Origin of the sequence: Streptomyces sp. NRRL F-2580, from assembly GCF_000720115.1 — a bacterium.
GTDB lineage: Bacteria > Actinomycetota > Actinomycetes > Streptomycetales > Streptomycetaceae > Streptomyces.
The window spans coordinates 19,861-38,219 of record NZ_JOIR01000016.1 but is presented as its reverse complement, the minus strand read 5'-3'; the positions used below and the strand labels follow the sequence as shown (position 1 = coordinate 38,219).

General features: G+C 69.0%; 13 protein-coding genes. 4 read left to right on the top strand and 9 right to left on the bottom strand.

The features are described 5' to 3' along the window. Positions 1–37 precede the first annotated feature (37 nt). Positions 38–1,210, bottom strand: a complete 1,173-nt coding sequence (locus tag IF88_RS0119305; protein WP_030713516.1) for an alpha/beta hydrolase — start codon at positions 1,208–1,210, stop codon at positions 38–40. A 317-nt stretch (positions 1,211–1,527) separates the two neighbouring features. On the opposite strand from IF88_RS0119305, the gene IF88_RS0119300 reads away from it, so the two are divergent. From IF88_RS0119300 to IF88_RS0119290, 3 genes are all read left to right on the top strand, one after another. Continuing rightward, on the top strand, positions 1,528–2,754 hold the full coding sequence (locus IF88_RS0119300) for a thiolase family protein (RefSeq protein WP_030713513.1): 1,227 nt from the start codon (positions 1,528–1,530) through the stop codon (positions 2,752–2,754). Next, positions 2,751–4,880 (top strand): 3-hydroxyacyl-CoA dehydrogenase NAD-binding domain-containing protein, encoded by a 2,130-nt coding sequence (locus tag IF88_RS0119295; protein ID WP_030713511.1) that lies wholly within the window; start codon positions 2,751–2,753, stop codon positions 4,878–4,880. Before IF88_RS0119300 ends, IF88_RS0119295 begins: the two co-directional genes overlap by 4 nt. A 91-nt stretch (positions 4,881–4,971) precedes the next feature. Continuing rightward, on the top strand, positions 4,972–6,012 hold the full coding sequence (locus IF88_RS0119290) for an LCP family protein (RefSeq protein WP_030713508.1): 1,041 nt from the start codon (positions 4,972–4,974) through the stop codon (positions 6,010–6,012). A gap of 66 nt (positions 6,013–6,078) precedes the next feature. Here IF88_RS0119290 and IF88_RS0119285 read toward each other — a convergent pair whose 3' ends face one another. The 6 genes from IF88_RS0119285 to IF88_RS0119260 all read right to left on the bottom strand — a co-directional run bounded on the left by IF88_RS0119285 (position 6,079) and on the right by IF88_RS0119260 (position 14,587). After that, positions 6,079–7,563, bottom strand: a complete 1,485-nt coding sequence (locus tag IF88_RS0119285; RefSeq protein ID WP_030713505.1) for an amino acid permease — start codon at positions 7,561–7,563, stop codon at positions 6,079–6,081. Between the two features lie 132 nt (positions 7,564–7,695). Further along, positions 7,696–9,612: a 1-deoxy-D-xylulose-5-phosphate synthase gene (dxs, locus tag IF88_RS0119280; RefSeq protein ID WP_030713502.1), complete on the bottom strand. Its 1,917-nt coding sequence runs from the start codon at positions 9,610–9,612 to the stop codon at positions 7,696–7,698. A 261-nt stretch (positions 9,613–9,873) separates the two neighbouring features. After that, positions 9,874–11,160, bottom strand: coding sequence for a sugar ABC transporter permease (locus tag IF88_RS0119275; protein WP_030713499.1), 1,287 nt, complete (start codon positions 11,158–11,160; stop codon positions 9,874–9,876). A gap of 26 nt (positions 11,161–11,186) precedes the next feature. Next, entirely contained in the window at positions 11,187–11,975 is a 789-nt protein-coding gene (locus IF88_RS0119270) for an ATP-binding cassette domain-containing protein (protein WP_030713496.1), read from the bottom strand. Between the two features lie 164 nt (positions 11,976–12,139). Next, positions 12,140–13,255 (bottom strand): sugar ABC transporter substrate-binding protein, encoded by a 1,116-nt coding sequence (locus IF88_RS0119265; RefSeq protein ID WP_030713494.1) that lies wholly within the window; start codon positions 13,253–13,255, stop codon positions 12,140–12,142. Positions 13,256–13,372: 117 nt separating this feature from the next. Beyond that, positions 13,373–14,587, bottom strand: a complete 1,215-nt coding sequence (locus tag IF88_RS0119260; RefSeq protein WP_030713492.1) for an ROK family transcriptional regulator — start codon at positions 14,585–14,587, stop codon at positions 13,373–13,375. A gap of 377 nt (positions 14,588–14,964) precedes the next feature. Here IF88_RS0119260 and mgtA point away from each other — a divergent pair, with 377 nt between their 5' ends. After that, positions 14,965–16,302: a magnesium-translocating P-type ATPase gene (gene mgtA, locus IF88_RS0119255; RefSeq protein WP_324617202.1), complete on the top strand. Its 1,338-nt coding sequence runs from the start codon at positions 14,965–14,967 to the stop codon at positions 16,300–16,302. 168 nt (positions 16,303–16,470) lie between these two features. Here the strand turns inward: mgtA and IF88_RS0119250 are convergent, their stop codons facing one another. Then, positions 16,471–17,397, bottom strand: a complete 927-nt coding sequence (locus IF88_RS0119250) for a carbohydrate ABC transporter permease (protein ID WP_030713485.1) — start codon at positions 17,395–17,397, stop codon at positions 16,471–16,473. 13 nt (positions 17,398–17,410) lie between these two features. Then, a complete protein-coding gene (locus tag IF88_RS0119245; RefSeq protein WP_030713482.1) occupies positions 17,411–18,355 on the bottom strand; it encodes a carbohydrate ABC transporter permease in 945 nt (314 codons plus the stop codon). Positions 18,356–18,359: the final 4 nt, after the last annotated feature.

Here is an 18,359-nt window from a genome sequence, read left to right as displayed (position 1 = left end):
CCCCGGTCCGCGACGCACGGACCGGGGCACAGCCGGATCAGAGCGGTTGCTCGGTGTAGTCGCCGTCCGTGTCCATGAAGAAGGTCCCCTTCGTGTGGCCGTCGATCTCCGTGTGCTTGAGCCACTTCCGGGACAGGTGGTGGACGTGCTTGACCACCCGCTCCCAGGGGATCTGGTGGCCCGCGCAGGCGACCTCGAAGTGCATCTTCTTCGGACCCGGGATGGCCTTGTAGAGCTCGGTGACCGAGAGGAAGGGAACGGTGCCCGGAGCGCTGTTCACCGTCTTGTCGTGCTCGCCGACGACGATGAGCACCGGCACCTTGTGGCCGAGGATGTTGTCCACCTTGGCGCCGGCCTTGTTCCAGCCCCACCAGAAGGCGTTGCGGAAGCGCAGCACGCCCGAGGGGACGCCGGACACCGGCGGCCCCCAGTTGCGGCCCACCACGTCACTCTCCATGATCGCCGCCCACACCGTCTCGACCATGCCCTCCTCACGCTGCTCGTCGCCGCAGCCGAGTTCCTTGTCCCAGGCGTCTTCGAAACCGTCCCGGCCGGCGATGTTCATCGGGAAGGTCCACAGGGAGGGCGGAGGGGGCAGCGCATCCGGCCGGTCCCACTTGGTGCCGGGCTTGCTCGTGGGTCCGTCCGGCCGGAAGACCGGGGCCAGCAGGAACAGGCTGGAGACGTTGTCCGGGTACTGGATGGCGTACGGGCCGAGCGCCACCGCGGCGGCGGACCAGCCGAAGAGGGCGACCTTCTCCACACCACGCTCGGCCTTGATGTATTCGACGACACTGTGGACCTCGGCCCAGTCGCTCGCCGAGTCGCCGAGGTGCTTGGCGTACGACGGGGTGCAGGGGGCCGCCAGCGGGTGACCGTCGAGCAGGAGCTTCGTCTGCTGGGCGGCAGCGGTGTTGCACGGCTCGTTCATGACCGCCGGACGCGGCGAGCGGCCGTGGCCCTGGAGGTCCATGGCGAAGACGTCGAAGCCCGCCTTGGCGAGGAACTGCATCCAGTTGTACTCGCCGGTGCCCAGGTCCGCGCCGGGCAGCACGGGGACGCTGCGACCGTGCAGCATCAGGACGGCCGTGCGCTGGGTGGGATTCTTCGTGCCGTCGCGCTCCCGGACGAAGAGTTTGATCACCTCGCCCTCGTTGACGGGGAGTGTGGAGGCGTGCTTGACCTCGTGGTCGACCGCCTTGATCAGCATGGCGGGGGTCTCCGTTCAGGTCGGCCGGGTAGGGGGCGGGCGCCCCGTACCCGGCCAGGATCCGCACGCGCGTGCGCCCGGTGCATCGACAGGGCCGCCCGGACCGGGTGTTCGACCCGTTCGGGTAGCCCGGGGCGCTCCGATCGGACGGGCGCGAGGAGGGGGCGCGCGCGGGGTGCGGAGTGTGACCTTCGCCGCTGTTCGGGGAGGGGGTGTGCACGTCGGTTACCGACAAGTAGCATGGCCGGGTGAGCGGGCGCTCAGTGATGGGCCGCCCCCGCGCAGCAGTGCACACCCGCACCTGGAGGAGAGCCAACGTGCCTCGTACCGTCAGGGACGTCGTCTTCGTCGACGGCGTCCGCACCCCGTTCGGCAAGGCGGGCCCGAAGGGCATCTACCACGAGACCCGCGCCGACGACCTCGTCGTGAAGGCGATCCGGGAGCTGCTGCGCCGCAACCCGGACCTGGACCCCAAGAAGATCGACGAGGTCGCCATCGCCGCGACCACGCAGATCGGCGACCAGGGCCTCACGCTGGGCCGTACGGCCGGCATCCTCGCGGGCCTCCCGCAGTCCGTCCCGGGCTACTCCATCGACCGCATGTGCGCCGGCGCGCTGACCGCCGTGACCGCCGTCGCGGGCGGTGTGGCCTTCGGTGCGTACGACGTCGCCCTCGCCGGCGGTGTCGAGCACATGGGCCGCCACCCCATGGGCGAGGGCGTGGACCCGAACCCGCGCTTCGTCTCCGAGAAGCTGGTCGACGAGTCCGCCCTGTTCATGGGCATGACCGCCGAGAACCTGCACGACCGGTACCCGACGATCACCAAGCTCCGCGCCGACGAGTACGCCGTGCGCTCGCAGGAGAAGGCCGCCAAGGCGTACGCCGACGGCAAGATCCAGCAGGACCTGGTCCCGATCTCGGTGCGCAACACCAACGAGGCGGCCGGTGAGACGGGCTGGGGCCTGGTCACCACCGACGAGCCGATGCGCCCGGGCACCACGCTGGAGAACCTGGCCGGCCTGAAGACCCCGTTCCGTACGCACGGCCGGGTCACCGCGGGCAACGCCGCCGGTCTCAACGACGGTGCCACCGCCGCGATCATCGCGTCCGAGGACTTCGCCCGCGAGAACAACCTCCCGGTCAAGATGCGCCTCGTCTCGTACTCCTTCGCCGGTGTCGAGCCGGAGGTCATGGGCTACGGCCCGATCCCGGCCACCGAGAAGGCCCTCGCCCAGGCCGGCCTGTCCATCGAGGACATCGGCCTGTTCGAGATCAACGAGGCGTTCGCCGTGCAGGTGCTCGCCTTCCTGGAGCACTACGGCATCGCCGACGACGACGCCCGCGTCAACCAGTACGGCGGCGCCATCGCCTTCGGTCACCCGCTCGCCTCCTCCGGCGTGCGCCTGATGACGCAGCTGGCCCGTCAGTTCGAGGAGCAGCCGCACGTCCGCTACGGCCTGACCACCATGTGCGTCGGCTTCGGCATGGGCGCCACGGTCATCTGGGAGAACCCGCACTTCACCGCCGAGGGAGACGCCAAGTGAGCACCACCACTGAGCTCCTGAAGGGCGCGGCCGAGCTGTTCCCGGACGAGGTCGTCACGTCCGCGCACGTCCGCCACCTGGACCTGCCGTTCGGCGCCGGGCGCTTCGCGCTCATCACGCTGGACAACGGCTTCGACCACACCAAGCCGACCACCTTCGGCCCGCAGTCCCTCGCCAACCTGAACGCGGCGATCGACCAGGTCGAGCAGGAGGCCCTCGCGGGCTCCATCGTCGGTGCGGGCATCACCGGCAAGCCGTTCATCTTCGCGGTCGGCGCCGACCTCAAGGGCGTCGAGCTGCTGAAGAACCACGACGAGGCGCTCGCCATCGGCAAGGGCGGCCACGACGTCTTCAAGCGACTGTCGGCCCTCGCGGTCCCGACCTTCGCGTACTACAACGGCGCGGCCATGGGCGGCGGCGTCGAGGTCGGCCTGCACTGCACCTACCGCACCGTCTCGAAGGCCATCCCCGCCTTCTCGCTCCCCGAGGTCTTCCTCGGTCTGGTCCCGGGCTGGGGCGGCTGCGCCCTGCTCCCGAACCTGATCGGCGCCGAGCGCGCGGTCTCGGTGATCATCGAGAACTCGCTCAACCAGAACAAGCAGCTGCGCGGCAAGCAGGTCTTCGACCTGGGCATCGCGGACGCCCTGTTCGAGGGCGCGGACTTCCTGGAGCAGTCGCTCCTGTGGACCGCGAACGTCCTGAACGGCACCACCGAGGTCGTCCGCGCCGAGGTCGACCGCGGCGAGGCCTGGGACGCGGCCGTCGCCAAGGGCCGCTTCATCGCGGACTCCAAGGTGCACGGCGCCGCTCCCGCCGCCTACCGCGCGCTGGACATCATCGCCGCGGCCAAGGACGGCGACCTCCAGGCCGGCTTCGACGCCGAGGACACGGCTCTGGCCGACCTCATCATGGGCGGCGAACTGCGCTCGGGCATCTACGCCTTCAACCTGGTCCAGAAGCGCGCCAAGCGCCCGGCCGGTGCCCCGGACAAGTCCCTGGCCCGTCCGGTCACGAAGGTCGGCGTCGTCGGCGCGGGCCTGATGGCCTCGCAGCTGGCGCTGCTGTTCCTGCGCCGCCTGGAGGTGCCGGTGGTCCTCACCGACATCGACCAGGAGCGCGTGGACAAGGGTGTGGGCTACGTCCACGCCGAGATCCAGAAGCTGCTCGGCAAGGGCCGCATCAACCAGGACAAGGCCAACCGCCTGACCGCCCTGGTGACCGGTGTGCTCGACAAGGCCGAGGGCTTCGCGGACGCGGACTTCATCATCGAGGCCGTGTTCGAGGAGATGTCCGTCAAGCAGAAGGTGTTCGCGGAGGTCGAGGCGGTCGCCCCGGCGCACGCGATCCTCGCCACCAACACCTCCTCGCTGTCGGTGTCGGAGATGGCCTCCAAGCTCCGCCACCCGGAGCGCGTGGTCGGCTTCCACTTCTTCAACCCGGTCGCGATCCTCCCGCTGCTGGAGATCGTCCGCGGTGAGCAGACCGACGACGCCTCGCTGGCCACGGCCTTCGGCGTCGCCAAGAAGCTGAAGAAGACCGCGGTCCTCACCAAGGACGCCCCGGCGTTCGTCGTGAACCGCATCCTGACCCGCTTCATGGGCGAGATCCAGAACGTCATCGACGAGGGCACCCCGGTGGTCACGGCGGAGAAGGCCATCGAGCCGCTCGGCCTGCCGATGTCCCCGCTGGTGCTGCTGGAGCTCGTGGGCCCGGCGATCGGTCTGCACGTCTCCGAGACCCTGAACCGCGCCTTCCCGGAGCGCTTCACCGTCTCCCCGAACCTCGCGGCGGTCGTCAAGGCCGGCAAGCGCGGCTTCTACGTGTACGACTCCGGCAAGCCGGAGCTGGACCCCGAGGTCGCCGCCCTCCTGGTGCAGGGCGACTCCGTCCTGACCGAGGAGCAGGTGCGCGACCGCGTCCTGGACGCGGTGGCGCAGGAGATCGGCCTGATGCTGGAGGAGGGTGTCGTGGCCGAGGCCCAGGACATCGACCTCTGCCTCATCACCGGTGCCGGCTGGCCCTTCCACCTGGGCGGCATCACGCCGTACCTGGACCGTGAAGGCGTCTCGGAGCGCGTGAACGGCAAGAAGTTCCTCGCCCCCGGCCTGGCGAGCGTCCCGGCCTAGTCCGGGTCGCGGACGGCCATTCCACGGCCCGGCCCGCCCCCTTCGGGGGGCGGGCTTCGGCCGTTCGAATATCTGTCTAAGATTCACCCCCATGACGGAAACGCACGCGCGGCCCAGGCGCCGCCGACGCCGCATTCTGCGGATCACCCTGCTGCTGGTCGCCGTGCTGATCCTGGGCGCGGCCGGGGCCGGCTGGTGGACGTACAGCCATCTCAACGGCAACATCGACAGCGTCGACCTGGATCAGGCGATCGGGGACAACCGCCCCCCGAAGGTGGTCGCGAACGCGCAGAACATCCTGGTGCTCGGCTCCGATTCGCGCGCCGGAGCCAATGCCGACCTCGACCACGGCGACGTCAGCGGCGCCCGCTCGGACACCGCGATGCTGGTGCACATACCCGAGGGCCGGGCCAAGGCGACCGCGGTGAGCATCCCCCGCGACACCCTCATCACCCGGCCCGAGTGCAAGGACCGCGACGGCAAGACCGTGCCGTCCGCGAAGCGGGTCATGTTCAACTCCGTCTACTCGCTCGCCGGTCCGGCCTGTGTGGTCAACACCGTGGAGCAGCTGTCCGGGGTACGCGTGGACCACTTCGTCGAGGTGGACTTCGCCGGCTTCAAGGGCCTGGTGGACGCGCTGGGCGGGGTCACCGTCACCCTCGACAAGCCGATGAGCGGCGCCAAGGGCGGTCTGAAGCTGGACGCGGGCACGCACCGGCTGAACGGCACCGACTCGCTCAAGTTCGTCCGTACCCGCTACGGCTACGGCGACGGCAGCGACCTCGGGCGCATAGGCCTGCAACAGCAGTTCATGCTGGCGATGCTGTCGGAGATCAAGAAGCAGGACGCCCTCGGCAACCCGGCCCGGCTGTACAAGCTCGCGGACGCCGGGACCAAGTCGCTGACCACCGACTCCGATCTCGCCTCCCTCACCGCGCTGTCCGACTTCGCGCAGAGCATGAAGGGCGTGAACCCGGACACGATGGAGACGATCATGCTGCCGGTCGCCTACGACAAGGTCGACCCGAACCGCGTGGTCGTGGCCGAGCCGCAGGCGACCCAGCTGTGGGAGGCCCTGCGCAACGACCAGAAGGTCCCCGCCTCGGCGAAGGACTCCCCCGCCAAGGGCTGACGGGCCCGCGCACGCACGAGCCGGCCGTACGGGTGACCCGTACGGCCGGCTTCGTGTTTCCCCGCGCTAGAACTTCGCGTCGGCGCCGACCTGGCCGAGGCGGCTGTGTGAGCGTCCGTAGAGGAAGTAGACGACGATGCCGATCGCCATCCAGATGCCGAAGCGGGCCCAGGTCTCGACCGGCAGGTTGAGCATCAGCCAGAGCGAGGCCGCGATCGACAGGATCGGGATCACCGGCACCCACGGGGTGCGGAAGGACCGGTGCAGGTCGGGGCGGGTCTTGCGCAGGATGATCACGCCGAGGGCGACGAGCACGAAGGCGAACAGGGTGCCGATGTTCACCAGTTCCGCGAGCTTCTCCAGGCTGGTGAAGCCGGCGACGACGGCGATGACCCCGCCGAGCAGGAGCGTCGCCCGGTAAGGGGTGCGGTACTTGGGGTGGGTGACGGAGAAGACGCGCGGCAGCAGTCCGTCACGGCTCATCGCGAAGAACACGCGGGTCTGGCCGAGCAGCAGGATCATGCTGACGGTGATCAGGCCGACGGCCGCACCGAGACTGATGGCACCGGAGAAGAAGGGCTGGTTCACCGATTTGAAGGCTTCGGCCAGTGGCGCGGTCGGTGACATCTCCGAGTACTTCTGCATGCCGGTGACCACCAGCGTCACGGCGACGTAGAGCACGGTGCAGACCAGCAGCGAGCCGAGGATGCCGCGCGGCATGTCCCGCTGGGGGTTCTTGGTCTCCTCGGCCGCCGTGGCCACGACGTCGAAGCCGATGAAGGCGAAGAAGATGAGGGAGGCCGCGGTGAAGATGCCCATGACGCCGAAGTTGGTGGGCGCGTAGCCGAAGAGCACCTGGACCAGTGGCGCGTGCCAGCCGCCGCCCGCCTCCTGCGGCTGGGCCGGAGGGATGAACGGCGAGTAGTTGTCGGCCTTGATGAAGAACAGGCCGGCGATGATGACCAGCAGGACCACGATGACCTTGATGGCGACGACGATCGCGGTGATCCGCGCCGAGAGCTTCGTCCCGACGACCAGGATCGCCGTCAGGACCAGGATCAGCAGGAAGGCCAGCAGGTCGAAGCTTCCTCCCGCGTCCGGCCCCTCCAGCGCCCTGGGCAGGTCCCAGCCCAGGTTGGTGTGCATCAGGTGGCGCACGTACCCGGACCAGCCGACCGCGACGACGGCGGTGCCGAGGGCGAACTCCAGTACCAGGTCCCAGCCGATGATCCAGGCGGGCAGCTCACCGATCGAGGCGTACGAGAAGGTGTACGCGGATCCGGCCACCGGCACGGTGGACGCGAACTCGGCGTAGCAGAGCGCCGCGAGAGCACAGACGATGCCCGCCGCCACGAAGGCCAGGGCGGTGGCCGGTCCGGCGTTGTTGCGGGCCGCGATGCCCGTGAGGACGAAGATGCCGGTGCCGATGATGACACCCACACCGAAAACCGTCAGGTCCCAGGCGGAGAGCGACTTCCGGAGCGCGTGTTCCGGCTCCTCCGTGTCACGGATGGACTGCTCCACCGTCTTGGTGCGGAAGGGGCTGTTCATATCCCTACTCACCGACGCACCTCCGAAACAGGTGTCGACGCACGCGAACGGGCCGGGAGGCCCACCCCTCCAAGGGTGATCTCCCGGCCCGTGACGTGCAACCGCGCGGCGATCTAGTGGCCGGTACCCGACCTAGTCGACGGCGGCGGCCGGCTCGCTGTCGTAGCGCCCGTCCAGCTTCGCCACCAGGCCCGTGACCTGCCGTGCGATGTCCGGGGCGGTCAGCCCGATCTCGGCCATGACCTCCTTGCGGGAGGCGTGGTCGAGGAAGCGCTGCGGGATGCCGAAGTCGCGCAGCGGTACGTCGACGCCCGCGTCCCGCAGGGCCTGCGAGACGGCGGAGCCCACACCACCGGTGCGGCCGTTGTCCTCGACGGTGACGACCACGCGGTGGCGGTCGGCCAGCGGGGCCAGCGCCTCGTCCACGGGCTTGACCCAGCGCGGGTCGACCACGGTCGAGGTGATGCCCTGCTTGTCGAGCAGGTCGGCGATCTCCAGGCACATCGGGGCGAGCGCGCCGACCGAGACGATCAGTACGTCCGGTCGGGTGACGTCGGCGCCGGGAGCGCGCAGCACGTCCATGCCGCCGACCTTGCCGACGGCCGGGACGGCCGGGCCGACGACGCCCTTGGAGTAGCGGACGACGGTCGGCGCGTCCTTGACCTCGACGGCCTCGCGCAGTTGGGCGCGCAGCTGCTCGGCGTCACGCGGGGCGGCCAGTCGCAGACCGGGCACGACCTGCATGATCGACATGTCCCACATACCGTTGTGGGAGGCGCCGTCGGTGCCGGTGACACCGGCCCGGTCCAGGACGAAGGTGACCCCGCACTTGTGCAGGGCCACGTCCATCAGAACCTGGTCGAAGGCGCGGTTGAGGAAGGTGGCGTACACCGCGAAGACCGGGTGGGCGCCGCCGGTGGCGAGGCCCGCCGCCGAAGTGGCGCCGTGCTGCTCGGCGATGCCGACGTCGTAGATCCGGTCCGGGAAGGCGTCCGCGAACTTCTTCAGGCCGACCGGCTGGAGCATGGCCGCGGTGATGCCGACGATGTCCTTGCGCTCCGTGCCGAGCTTGACCATCTCGTCGGCGAAGACGGAGGTCCAGCTGGCGGCGTCGGTGCTGACGGGCAGGCCGGTGTCCGGGTGGATCGGACCGATGCCGTGGAAACGGTCGGCCTCGTCCTGCTCCGCGTGGGTGTAGCCGCGGCCCTTCTGGGTGAGGCAGTGCACGATGACCGGGCCGCTGAAGCGCTTGGCGCGCTGCAGGGCCGACTCCAGGGCCTCGATGTCGTGGCCGTCGATGGGGCCGATGTACTTCAGGCCCAGGTCCTCGAACATGCCCTGCGGGGCGATGAAGTCCTTGAGGCCCTTCTTGGCGCCGTGCAGGGTCTCGAAGAGCGGCTTCCCCACGACCGGGGTGCGCTCCAGGATCTCCTTGCCGCGGGCCAGGAAGCGCTCGTAGCCGTCCGTGGTGCGCAGGGTGGCCAGGTGGTTCGCGAGGCCGCCGATGGTGGGGCCGTACGAGCGCTCGTTGTCGTTGACGACGATGACGAGCGGGCGGTCCTTGGCGGCGGCGATGTTGTTCAGCGCCTCCCAGGCCATGCCGCCGGTCAGCGCGCCGTCGCCGATGACGGCGGCGACGTGGTGGTCCTCGCGGCCGAGCACCTCGTTGGCCTTGGCGAGGCCGTCGGCCCAGCCCAGCACGGTGGAGGCGTGCGAGTTCTCGATCACGTCGTGGTCTGACTCGGCGCGCGAGGGGTAGCCGGACAGGCCGCCCTTGGAGCGCAGGTTGCCGAAGTCCTGGCGACCCGTGAGCAGCTTGTGGACGTAGGCCTGGTGGCCGGTGTCGAAGAGGACCTTGTCCTTGGGCGATTCGAAGACCCGGTGCAGGGCGATCGTCAGTTCGACCACGCCGAGGTTGGGGCCGAGGTGCCCGCCGGTCTTGGAGACGGCGTCGACGAGGAAGGACCTGATCTCTGCGGCGAGCTGGTCGAGCTCCTCCTGGCTGAGCCGGTCCAGATCGCGCGGTCCCTTGATGCGGGTCAGCAGCACCCGTGCCTCCTTGCAGTTGCTTGCTGGTCTGTCGAGTCTAATGTTCCGCTGCGCGGCGCGGTCATCGGGCCGTACCGGCGGAGTCACAGCTTTGTCATACATGTACGCACCACCACGCGGCCACACGTCACATACGGGCGTATATCCGCACAGGAGTACCCGCGCATGTACGCACGGATGCCCGGCGCCACGTGAGTGGCGCCGGGCACTGTGACCGGTCTTACCGCCGGATGCCGCTCCGGCGCGCAGTCGGTCGCGCCGTCAGGCGCGTCCGGCCGTCTTCTGGGTCTTGCGCGAGACCGAGTCGATCACCACGGTGGTCAGCAGCACCGCACCGGTGATCATGTACTGGATCGGCGTCGCGATGCCTTCCAGTGCCAGACCGTACTGGATCGAGACGATGACCATGACGCCGAGGAGGGCGTTCCAGGTCCGGCCCCGGCCGCCGAAGAGGCTGGTGCCGCCGATGACGGCCGCCGCGATCACGTTCATCAGCAGGTCGCCGGCGCCGGCGCTCTGGTTGGCCGCCGCGATCTTGGAGGCCCAGAACAGACCGCCGATGGCGGCGAAGGTGCCGGAGATCGCGAAGACCGTGATCCGGATCCGGGTGACGTTGATGCCCGCTCGGCGGGAGGCCTCGACGCTGCCACCCAGTGCGAAAACGTTTCGCCCGAACGTCGTGCGGCGCAGCAGGAAGTCCGTGACGACCAGCGCCAGCAGGAAGAGCACCACCGCGAGCGGCAGGCCCTTGTACTGGTTGAACAGCACGGCGGGACCGAAGGTGCACAGCGCGAGCAGGCCGGTGCGCAGCAGGATCTCAACGAGCGGCCGGGAGGGCATCCCGGCGGCCTCGCGGCGCTTCGCGTCGAAGAAGGCCGCGAGGAAGTAGCCGGCCACCGCGAGCGCGGCCAGCCCGTAGGCGACGGCCACGTCCGAGAAGAAGTACGTGGTCAGCTGGCCGACCACGCCGTCGGAGTCGATGTTGATCGTGCCGTTGCTGCCGAGGATCTGCAGCATCGCACCCAGCCAGAAGAGCAGGCCCGACAGGGTGACGGCGAAGGCCGGGGCGCCGATCCTGGCGAAGAAGAAGCCGTGGATGGAGCCGATCACGGCGCCGCCCGCCACGGCCGCGAGGATCGCCAGCCATTCGTTCACGCCGTGGGTGACGGCGAGGACGGCGACGATCGCGCCCGAGACGCCGCTGACCGAGCCGACCGAGAGGTCGATCTCGCCGAGCAGCAGCACGAAGATGATGCCGATGGCGATCATGCCGGTGCCGGTCATCGTGATCGCGATGTTGCTGAGGTTCTCCGGGGAGAGGAAGTTCGAGTTCAGCCCCTGGAAGATGGACCAGATGATGATCAGGCCGATGACGACCGGGAGGGAACCCAGGTCGCCGGCCTTCATCTTGCGCTTGAACTCGCCCACGTATCCGGCGAGACCCTGCTCCCTGACGAGGAGGCGGGGGTCCACGGCCGGGATCGCGTCGTGGGCCGCCGCCGGGTTGACCGGGTCGATGTGCTCCTGACCGGCGGGGCCCTTGCCCAGTGGATCGGTGGCGGGGTTCTGGGTGCTCACTTGCCGGCCTCCGAGGTGCGGGCCGCCCGGCGGGTCACGGCGTTGTCCGTGGCACCGGTGATGGCGGAGATGATCTCTTCCTGCGAGGTGTCGGCGACGTTGAAGACACCGTTGTTGCGGCCGAGCCGCAGGACCGCCACCTTGTCGGCGACGGCCTTCACATCGGCCATGTTGTGGCTGATGAGGATGACGGCGTGGCCACGCTCGCGCAGCCGCTCCACCAGGTCGAGCACCTGTGCGGTCTGCTCGACGCCGAGCGCGGCGGTGGGCTCGTCGAGGATGACGAGCTGGGGCTCGCCCAGCATGGAACGGGCGATCGCCACGGTCTGGCGCTGACCGCCGGAGAGCGAGGCGATGGGGATACGGACGCTGGGGATCCGGATGGACAGGGTGGTCAGGAGCTCGCGGGCGCGCCGCTCCATCTCCACCTCGTCGAGGACGCCGTAGCGCTTGAGCTCGCGACCGAGGAAGAGGTTGCCGACGACATCGATGTTGTCGCACAGCGCCAGGTCCTGGTAGACCGTCGCGATGCCCAGGTTCTGGGCGTCATGGGGCTTGCCGATGGAGACCGGACGGCCCTCCCACTCGATGACACCTTCATCGATGGGGTGCACGCCGGCGATCGTCTTGACCAGCGTGGACTTTCCGGCACCGTTGTCGCCGACGAGGGCGACCACTTCACCGGAGTGGATCTCGAGTTCTACGTCGGTCAGGGCCTGAACGGCGCCGAACCGCTTCGAGACCCCTCGCAACGCCAGCACGGGCGCAGCGGACACATGAACCATCTCCTTCGCCGCCTGACCGGCGGGGATGTCGTGCAAAAGAGCAGGAGCGGGGCGAATGGGGGGAGGATCGTTTCTGCCCGGCGCCCCGCCGCGTGGCGGGGATGAGGTGGGCGGGGCGCCGGTCAGGCACGGGGGCCGCCTCGCGAGGAGGCGACGGGGGGCCGCTACTTCAGGCCGGCCGCGGCGCAGGCCGCCGCGTACTTGTCGGTGCAGATCTCGGCGGCCGAGTAGACGCCGTCCTTGACGACCGTGTCGTTGATGTTGGCCTTGGTCAGCGAGACGACCGGGATCAGCACGGACGCGACGCCCTTGGTGGTCGGGCTGTCGACGGTGGAGGTGGTGACTCCGTCGAGCTTCTCGCCCTTGGCGAGGGCGACGGCCATCTTCGCGGCGGCCTCGGCCTCGGGGGCGTACGGCTTGTAGACGCTCATGAACTGCTCGCCCGCGACGATGCGCTGCACACCGGCGAGTTCGGCGTCCTGGCCGGTGACCGGCGGCAGGGGGGAGACGCCGGCGGCCTTGAGGGCGGTGATGATGCCGCCCGCCATGCCGTCGTTGGCGGAGTAGACGCCGATGACCTTGTCCTTGCCGAGCGCGGAGAGCGCGGCCGCCATGTTGGTGTTGGCGTTCTCCGGCTTCCACTCGACGGTGTCGTACTCCTTGCCGACGTTCACCTTGCCGTCGAGGACGGAGTGCGCACCGGACTTGAAGAGCTTGGCGTTCGGGTCGGTGACCGAGCCGTTCATCATGACGATCTGGCCGTCCTTGGCCTTGTCGCCCAGCGCCTCCAGCAGCGCCTTGCCCTGGACCTTGCCGACCTCTTCGTTGTCGAAGGAGGTGTACGCGTCGATCGGGCCCTCGGCCAGGCGGTCGTAGGCGATGACCGGGATGCCGGCGTCCTTCGCCTTCTTGACCGAGCCGGCGATGGCCTTGGAGTCCACCGCGTCGACGATCAGGACGTCCACCTTGTTGGTGATCATCGTGTCGACCTGGGAGTTCTGCGTGGTCGCGTCCTGCTTGGCGTTGGCGTAGACGACCTTGCCCTTGCCGCCGGTGAGCTCGGCGACCTTCTTCTCGATCAGCGGCTTGTCGAACTTCTCGTAACGCGCGGTCTGGTTCTCCGGCAGGAGCAGGCCGACCGTGATCGCGTCGCCCTTGGCAGCGCCGGAGGACTCCTTCGTCGTGTCGCCGGCTTCCTTCGCACTGCCGCAAGCGGCGAGCGAAACGGCCATGGCACCGGCGGCAACAGCAACGGCGGCTCTGCGCATACGCGTGTTCATTACTTGAACCTCCCTGACGAGGCCGCAGCACTGCGGCCGAGGTGGATGTGAGTCAACCCCGGCCGCGTTTTGCCGTCAAGGAGTGAATCCTTAACGAGATGACAACGGTGCCATCCGTTATCTACCTGAAGGCAAGACGGCGGGAGCTCGCACTCCACTTCCATGGTCTGACAAAAGTGTCGAATCGCCCATCTCGCTGAGTACGAGCGCCAGCGCGCCCAGCACCTCGGCCCGCCCCCCCAGGGACCCGGTCAGCACCGACAGTTGCCGTGCCGCGCTGGGAATCGCGTACCTCCCCACTGATTCACGGATGGGGGCCAGGACCAGTTCACCGGCCTCGGCGAGCGAGCCGCCCAGCACCACGCGGCTGGGGTTCAGGAGGTTGCACAGACTGGCCACGCCGCTGCCGATGTGGCGGCCCACGTCCGTGATCACGCGGCGGCAGCCCGGGTCCCCGTCCCGGGCCAGTTCGACCACCCGCTCCATCGTCAACTCCGGTCCGTGCGTGCCCTGGAGCAGCGGCAGGACGTACCGGGCGGCGGTGAAGGTCTCCAGGCAGCCGCGGTTGCCGCAGCGGCAGACCGGGCCCGATTCGTCCAGCGTGATGTGCCCGATCTCGCCCGCGGTGCCCCCCGGTCCGCGGTAGATCTGACCGTTGATGACCAGGCCGGCGCCGACGCCGCTGGCCACCTTGATGTAGGCCAGGTCCTTTACTCCCCGCCCACTCCCCCAAACGAGCTCACCGAGGGCTCCGAGGTTCGCGTCGTTGTCCACGTACACCGGCACGCCGAGGCGCTGTGAGAGCTCCTGGCGGGGGTTGATGCCCGCCCAGCCCGGCAGGATCGCGGTCGAGCCCAGGGTCCCGGACTCCACGTCGATCGGGCCGGGCACGCCGAGACCGACGCCGATGACCTTCTCCAGCCCGACCCCGATGCCCGCGATCAGCCGCCCGACCAGGGCCTCCGCCCGGTTGAAGCCGTCCGTCCAGGAGGCGTCGACGTCCAGCGGCTCGGACTCCTCGGCCAGCACCTGATGGGCCAGGTTCCCCACCGCCACCCGCAGGTGGGTGTGGCCGAAGTCGACGCCGATGACGATCCCCGCGTCACCGCTGAGCGAGACGCTGCGCGCGCGCCGGCCCCCCGCCGAGGTGTCGGTGACCTCGACGGTCCCGCCGTCCTTCAGTTCCCGGACGATGTTGGAGACCGTGGCCGCCGACAGTCCGGTGGTGCGGGCGATCTCCGCCTGGGTCAGCGATCCCGCGAGCCGCACCGCCCGCACGACCCGTTCGAGATTCGCGCGATGCAGCGAGGACTGCGATCCGGGAGTCTGCACGACTCATCCACTCCTGCCCATAAGCGACGGCAAGCCGTCGCCCCCCGGCCGGGACACGTCGCGGTTTCGCGCTTCGAGACCCCGGCGTCTCTCCAACTTGTGAACCTTAAGTCGAGCCTTTGCGCATCCACACGTCAAGAGGCTGACACGGCACGAAACGGCCGTACTGGCCGATAGGGGGAGGGAACCGGCCCCCTGATCGTGCTACGGTCGCGGAGGCGCCGGTCCTCTGCGGCCTTTCCGGCCGGATCGGGCGCCTGTCGTGACAGCGCTACGCGAGGAGGTGTTCGGGATGAGTCCCGATCGAAGTCCTTGCCGCGCTCCCCTCGGCTGACCTGTTGATCAGCTGACGCCCGCCCGAGTGCGCACGGCCGCGGATCACCGCTGTCCCGTGCGCGGTCGCGTTTCTTTCCATTCTCTTCCTTCCGCGCCTCCCGGCAGCTCCGCCGGGCGCGCTCCTCCGGGCTCCCCCACGGCCGTCGCCGAGGCGCGCCCCGGGACCAGCGTGGTGGCACGTCACCCGGATCGCGGAGGACAACAACCGCCGGGGCCTGCGGGTCCTCGCCGTCGCCACCCGCACCGTCGGCACTCCGCGCGACACCTACACGGTCGCCGACGAGGACGGACCGACCCTGGTCGGCTTCCTCGCCTTCCTCGACCCGCCGAAGGCCGACGCCGGGCGCGCCCTGCAGGGCCTGGCCGACAAGGGCGTCGCCGTCAAGGTGGTCACCGGCGACAACGACCTCGTGGCCGCCCGGGTGTGCGCCGACGTCGGCATCGAGGTCGGGCACGTGGTGCTCGGCGGCGAGGTCGACGGCCTCGACGAGGCGGGGCTGCGCGCGCTGGCCGCCCGTACGACGGTCTTCGCCAAGGTCAACCCGGTCCAGAAGGCCCGCATCGTCCGGGCGCTGCAGGCCGACGGCCCCACAGTCGGCTTCCTCGGCGACGGCATCGCCGCGCTGCGCGACGCCGACGTCGGCATCTCGGTGGACACCGCCGTCGACATCGCCAAGGAGTCGGCGGACGTCATCCTGCTGGAGAAGGACCTGACCGTCCTGGAGCAGGGCGTCGTCCAGGGCCGCACCACCTTCGGCAACACGATCAAGTACATCAAGATGACGGCGTCGTCGAACTTCGGCAACGTCTTGTCGGTGCTGGTGGCCAGCGCCTTCATCCCCTTCCAGCCGATGCTCGCGATCATGCTGCTGGTCCAGAACCTGGTCTACGACATCTCGCAGCTGGCGACCCCGTGGGACCGGATGGACGAGGAGTACCTGCGCAAGCCCCGCAACTGGGACGCCAAGGGCATCGGCCGCTTCATGATCGCCATCGGCCCGGTCAGCTCGGTCTTCGACATCTCGATGTTCCTGATCATGTGGCACGTCTTCGGGGCCGGCAGCGAGGCGAGCCAGTCCCTCTTCCAGTCCGGCTGGTTCATCGAGGGCCTGCTCTCGCAGACCCTGGTCGTCCACATGATCCGTACCCGGAAGATCCCCTTCATCCAGTCCCGCGCCTCCTGGCCGGTGATGGTGACGACGGTCCTCGCGGTGCTGACCGGACTGTGGCTGCCCTTCTCCCCGCTGGCTCCCGCGCTCGGCTTCGTGGCCCTGCCGGCGAGCTACTTCCCGTGGCTGATCGGCGTGCTGCTCGCGTACTGCACGCTCACCCAGCTGGTGAAGACCTGGTACATCCGCACGTTCGGCACCTGGCTCTGAGCGGCCTTCGGCTTCGAGGCGGTGTGCCTGGAGGCGCAGGAGGCCCACGTCCGGCACCGGCTGCTGACCGCCGAGGGCGAGGGGCCCGGGCGCCGGAGGAGGCGGTCAGCACCCTCTCGCTCGACCCTTCGGTCTCGGCGGTCGGCTGGTCGGTGGTCCCCGCGTGACCTACTTCAGGGTGGCGGAGGTCAGGCCGGCCTGGATCTGGCGCTGGAAGGAGAGGTAGACCACCAGCATCGGGAGCATCGCGATCGTCACGCCGGCGAACAGCACCGGCAGGTCGGTCTCGTAGCCCTGCTGTTGCTGGAGCTGGATCAGACCCTGGGTCAGCAGGTAGCGCTCGGGGTCCGATCCGGTCTGGGGCTGCATCAGCACGGAGGGCAGGATGTACTGGTTCCACTGGCCCAGGATGTTGAATATCCCGACGCTGATCAGGCCCGGCTTGGCCATCGGCACCATCACCTGGAAGAAGATCCGGGTGTCGGAGGCCCCGTCGATCACCGCCGCCTCGTGCACCGCCGTCGGCAGCGTGCGGAAGAACGAGTGCATGAAGAAGACGGTGAACGGCATCGAGTAGGCGACGTACACGAGGATCAGGCCCTGGTACGTGTTCAGCATGTCGAAGCGCTTGACCATGAAGAACAGCGGGACCAGCGCGAGGAAGACGGGGAACATCGCCCCGCTGACGAAGAAGTAGTAGATGAACCGGTTCCCCGGGAAGGGGTAGCGGGCCAGTACGTACGCCGCCATCGAGCCGAGCAGCATCGTCAGCGGGACCGAGAACGCCATCACGATCAGCGTGTTGGCGAAGTAGTCGCCGATGCCCTTGTCCCAGGCCCGGCCGAAGGCGTCGACGTTCCAGTTGGCGGGCCAGCTGAGGGCCGAGCCGCCGATCTGCGCGTCGGTCTTGAAAGAGCCGAGCGCCAGCCAGATCAGGGGCAGGACGATCAGTATGGCCCAGACGGCGAGGAAGCCGTGGGAGAAGACGTTGAGGACCGTGCCCTCGGAGCCCTTTCCGCCCCGTTCCCCGCCAGGGCCGGCTTCCCCGGACCCCTCCGCGGCCTTTTCGCCCGGAGCCTTGATCACTGTGGTCATGAGGGTCTCCCGCTCAGAACTCGATGCGCTCGCGGCGGGTGGCGCGCAGCGTGATGACGGAAAGGATCATGGTGAGGACGAGCATGACCACGCCCATGGCGCAGGCGTAGCCGCTCTTGCCGAAGTAGAGGAAGTTCCTCATCAGCACCGTGGCCATGACCTCGCTGTGGTGGTCGGGTCCGCCGCCGAACTGGCCGGAGGTCATGGTGGACACGAGGACGAACATGTCCATCGCGGCGATGCCCAGGTAGACCGCGGAGGTCTGTACGGAGTCCCACAGCAGGGGCAGCGTGACCTTGAAGAAGGTCTGGGCGCGCCCCGCCCCGTCGAGCAGGGCGGCCTCGTAGATGTCCTTGGGTACGGACTGCATGGCCGCCGAGAAGAGCACGAGGTAGAAGCCGACTCCGTGCCAGACGACCACGAGGAGCAGGCACCAGAGCACGAGCCTCGGCTCGTTGAGCCATTCGACGGGGTGCAGCCTGTCGACCAGGCCGAGCTTGATGAGGACGCCGTTGAGCAGGCCGCCCTCGTCGGTGCGGTACACGGCCCCGAAGAGCACCGCGAGGATGGCGAGGGAGAGCACCTGCGGGAAGAAGTAGACGATCTTGTAGAAGCCCGATCCCCGCACCCCCTGCACGCCGCCGGCCCCGCCCCGCCCGCCCGCGTTCACCATGAAGGCGAAGAAGAGGGCGAGCAGGATGGTGACCGTCGGGACGAACACCAGGAGCAGCAGGTTGTGCCACAGGGCGCCGCGGAAGACCTCGTCCTCCATCAGGGCCGTGTAGTTGTCCACCCCGACGAAGTCGAAGGTCGGCGACTGGCCCGTCCAGTTGGTGAAGGAGTAGCCGAACGTCTGTACGTACGGCCAGATGACGAAGGTCAGGTACAGCGCGAGGGGTGCGAGGAGGAAGCCGGCGATGAAGCCGCTCCGTCCCCTGCCCTGGGCTACTTGGCTCATGGTG